Genomic DNA, 4,610 nt, shown 5'->3' with positions numbered 1-4,610 from the left:
CCATCCGGGTCAAGACAGCAAGCAACTCCTCAATCGGCTCGTTTACTGCTTCTATCAATCCGTTCATGCCGCCGACCAGTCTGCCCCAGTCCCCGCTGAAGGCCGCCTCATTGCCGCGTGTCTCCAGCTTGCCTTCCTTGACCGCCGCGATCAGCGCTTCCGCTTGCTTAAGCAAACCGCCGATGGCGTCGATACAGCCGTTCAAGTTGTTTTTAATCTCATTAAAATCGCCGCTGTAGTTGTCGGTAATTTTCGGTGGAATATCGCCCTTGCTGATCCGGTCTATATATTCAGCCGCAACGTTTAACGGCCCAACGACAGCGTCAAGGGTGTTGTTGAATCCTTCAATGACGTTACGATATTCCCCATCATGTCTGGTTGCGTCGGCCCGGGTATCAAGCTTGCCTTCAACCGCGGCCCCAACCAGCATGTTGGCGTCGTCCAGCAGCTTCTGGATAGCTTCGTGCATCCTGATAAAACCCGGCACTAAATCGTCCTTATCGCTCCTGCGCCCGACCTTTTTGTAGAAGTCATAATCGCTTAGATCACCGCCGGCGACCTTGCCGATAGTCCTGTGAATGTTGGTCAACCTCGCGTGAACCCCGTTGATAGCCTGCTTCAGCTCATCCCAGCTGCCGGTATAATCCTTCTCCATTTTTATACTAAGGTCGTTCACCGACATCTTGCTGAGTACGGCAATCAGTTCTTCAACAGGTTCGGTCACGGCTTCCATTAAGCCGTTCATGCCGCAAACCAGCTCACTCCAGTCACCGGTGAAGGCCGCCGCGTCGCCGCGGGCATCAAGCCGGCCTTCCCTGACTGCGAGAATCAGGTTGTCGACCTCTTTGAGCAGGCCGTTGACGGCATCGATACAGCCGTTTACGTTATTCTTAATCTCGTTAAAGTCGCCTTTATATTCGTCGGTAATCTTCGGCGGGATGTCCCCCTTGGAGATACGGTCCACATATTCGGCAGCTACGTTGAGGGGGCCGATCACGGCGTCCAGAGTGCTGTTGACTCCTTCGACAACCTTGCGGAAGTCGCCGTCGTGCTTGCTTACATCCGCCCTGGCGTCCAGCTTTCCTTCCACCGCGGCTTTGGCCAGCATGTCCGCGTCAGCCACAAGGTTGCGGATAGCTTCCATCGCCCTGATAAATGACGGAATGAGCTCGTCTTTTTCACTTCTTCGCCCGATTTTCTTTAAGTCATCCAGGTCGACCAGGCTGCCCCGGCTGACATTATTCAAAATCTCCTGAATTCTGATCATTTGCGTATGCACCGCGTTGGTACTGTCTTTAAGGTCGTTCCAGGCGCCGGCATATTCTTTGTCCATATTTTGGCTGAAATCATTTGTAGCCATTTGGCCGAGAACTGTCATCATATCTTTAATGGGGCTGGCCACGGCTTCGATCAGGCCGTTTCTGGCGCCTCCCCGTTCACCCCAGTCGCCTTTAAGCAGGCCGTTAATGGCATCAACGCAGCCGTTAAGGTTATCCTTAATCTCGTTGAAATCCCCATGGTAAGTGTCGGTAATCCGGGGTGGTATGTCGCCTTTGCTGATGCGGTCAATGTATCGGGCTGTTAAGTTGATTGGCTCCACAAAGGCGTCGATCAGGTTGTTCGTCCCCGTCAGCATCTCGCCCCAACTGCCTGAGAAAGCAGCCGCATTGGCACGGGCGCCCAGCTTACCTTCCCGCACCGCCTTGGTAAGGCCGTTGGTCTCTTCCACCAGTGCATTAACCGTTTCCATCATTCTCTTAAATGACCGGGTCAACCGCCCAATTTCATCGTCTGTTTTCACTTCCACCGCTTCGGACAAATCCCCGCCGGCAACTTTATCGGATAATGTAACAAGGTAATCCAACGGGTTAGTCAACATCCTGGTTAAAACCAACCGGAAAACAATCATCACCAGCAGCAGTATAATAAGAGACACAACGATGATGGCGGTAAGGGTACCGGAGACAATGTTGTCGGCAAGCTTTTTAGGCGCCCCCACATACCAGATGCCGATAATTTCTCCGCTGGAGTTTTTTATGGGAGTATAAGCAGTTTGGTATTTATTGCCCACAACGTTGGCTTCACCGTAATAGTTCTGACCCTGCTTTAATACGACATTAGCCACGTTCTCCGCAACTGTCGTCCCGACCGCTCTTTTCCCTTCATTCATAACATTGGTACTGACACGCGTGTTGCCGCAAAAGATTGTAACTGTGTCACCGGTCAATTGACCTATCTTGTCGACAATTCCATAGTTTTCATTCATTAATGTATTGCCTTTATAGAGTTTTTCTCCTTCACGCCGCCATTCTCCCGGATATTCCTTGTCCAGTATTTCATATCCCGTGGTCAGGTCTGTCTTTGCCTTATCAACTGCCACGGCTTCAGCTTCCTTCTTTACCACATAATTAACGGAAAAAATTATAGCTCCAAGCATTACTACCAAAGTGACGGCAAATATTAAACCAAATTTAAGTTTCATAGACATGTTGCTAAAACGCACAATCCCACATCCTTTTTTCAGTTTTATGTAAGAATGACCGATATTGCAACAATCAAAAGATTCATTTATGCCAACACCTGTGATGTCGTTTTATTCATGCTTAATTTAACCTTTCAGTGTCATCACCCACCCCCTCTATATTCACTTTTAAAACCGCTTAAATTCTTATATAAAATTGAATATAGATTCAACGTAATAGGCTCTTTCATTGCCTCTATATATTAAATCGCCAGAAATTGCTTTTTCTAAAGAAGCTTTTTATTCCTTTTTTTAATTACTCATTGCGAAAACCAGATCATAATTACCAGTAAAAACACCGGGTTAACCAATCTACTGTGTTTATAAAGATGCCGCCGGGCAACGGTAGGGCGTCCGGCGGCTGTATTGTTTAGTATCCTCTAAAATTTACCGTAATCCATGTCATCCAGGGAGATGACGTCCTCGGGGTTCAGTCTGCCGCCCCCGCCGCCAGCCGCGGCTAGTTTTTGCGCTGCTCTTTGACCTTGCTTATGAGCCAGGTAAGACTTGCCCGCAGGTCCTGCCGTAAAGCCGGCGCCGAAAGAACCACCCCCCGCCTGCCTTTTCAGCTTGAACTTGCCCAGCATCTGCCTGACCATTTCAGCCTGGCTGGACATTTCTTCGCTGGCCGCGGCAAGCTCTTCCGAGCTGGCGGAGTTCTGCTGGGTGACCTGGTCCACCTGGCCCAGGCCTTCGTTGATCTGGCCTATGCCAAGCGCCTGCTCCTTGGAGGCGGACGCTATCTCGCTGATGAAGTCGGTGACCTTGCTGACGCCCAGGACTATTTCCTCCAGCGCCTTGGATGTTTCCTCGGCAATCCTGGTGCCGACCTCGGTTTTCTTAATGGAACCTTCGATCATCTCGGCGGTCTCTTTGGCGGCCTTGGCGCTGCGCTGGGCCAGGTTGCGCACTTCCTCGGCCACCACGGTGAACCCTTTGCCGTGCTTGCCGGCGCGGGCCGCCTCCACCGCTGCGTTTAGAGCCAGCAGGTTGGTCTGGAAGGCGATCTCGTCGATAGCCTTGATGATATTGGAGATGTTGGCCGCTGATTCATTAATTTCTCCCATGGCCTTGACCATCTGGCCCATCTGCTCGTTGCCGCGCTCGGCGTTGGCCCTGGCCTGGGTGGCCAGCTGGTTGGCCTGGGTGGCGTTTTCAGCGTTCTGCCTGGTCTGGTCGTTCATCTGCTGCATGGAAGAGGTGATTTGGGCCATGGTGCTGGCCGACTCGGCCGCGCCCTGCGACAGCGCCTGGCTGGAGTCCGACACCTGCTGCGCGCCTGTGTTGACCTGCTCGATGGCAATGGCAACCTGGCTCAAAGTCTCATTCAGGTCTTCGATGGTCTTGTTAAGAGCATCTTTGATAATACCGTAGTCTCCTTTGTAATTGCCGGTCACCGCCACGTTCAGGTTCCCCTGGGCTACTTCCTGCAGGCACCTGACCGCCTCTTTCTTGATGATATCGTTGAGTTCCTCCAGAGTGTTGTTGAGGGCGTCCTTGATAATGGCGTGGTCTCCCTGGTACTTGCCGGCCATTCTCACATCAAGATTGCCTTCGGCCATCCCCTTCAGGCACTCAGCCGCTTCGTTGATCGGATTGATTACCGCGTCCATCATATTGTTGACACCTTCGATAATCTTGCGGTATTCTCCCATGTGCTGGCCGGCGTCGGCCCGTGTGCCCAGCTTGCCTTCAACAGCGGACCCGGCAAGCATGTCGGCGTCGTCCAACAGCTTTTGAATGGCTTCGTGCATCCTGATAAAGCCCGGCACTAAATCGTCTTTCTCACTCCTGCGTCCGACCTTGCTATAAAATTCGTAATCGGTTAAATCGCCTTTGGCGACCTTATTTACAGTCCTGTGAATATTGGTCAGCCTTGCATGAACTCCGTTGATAGCCTGTTTTAGCTCATCCCAGTTGCCGGCGTAATTCTTCTCCATCTTCAAACTGAGGTCGTTTACTGACATTCTACCAAGAACGGCAATCAGTTCTTCAACCGGCTCGGCCACAGCTTCCATTAACCCGTTCATACCGCCTACCAGCTTGCCCCAGTCACCGGTAAAGGCAGTCTCGTTGCCACGGGTCTCCA

2 protein-coding genes are annotated in these 4,610 nt (G+C 51.8%); both read right to left on the bottom strand.

The genetic code is table 11. The features are described from left to right. Positions 1-2,503: cache domain-containing protein (locus Pmgp_RS18735; protein ID WP_134216138.1), on the bottom strand; the 2,503-nt coding region annotated here is incomplete at its 3' end. Between the two features lie 398 nt (positions 2,504-2,901). Then, the coding region (locus tag Pmgp_RS18730) for a methyl-accepting chemotaxis protein (RefSeq protein WP_134216136.1) at positions 2,902-4,610 on the bottom strand (1,709 nt) is incomplete at its 5' end.

Source organism: Pelotomaculum propionicicum, assembly GCF_004369225.1.
GTDB classification, from domain to species: domain Bacteria; phylum Bacillota; class Desulfotomaculia; order Desulfotomaculales; family Pelotomaculaceae; genus Pelotomaculum_B; species Pelotomaculum_B propionicicum.
The sequence above is the reverse complement of the archived record's forward strand: the minus strand, read 5'-3'. Positions and strand labels throughout refer to the sequence as shown.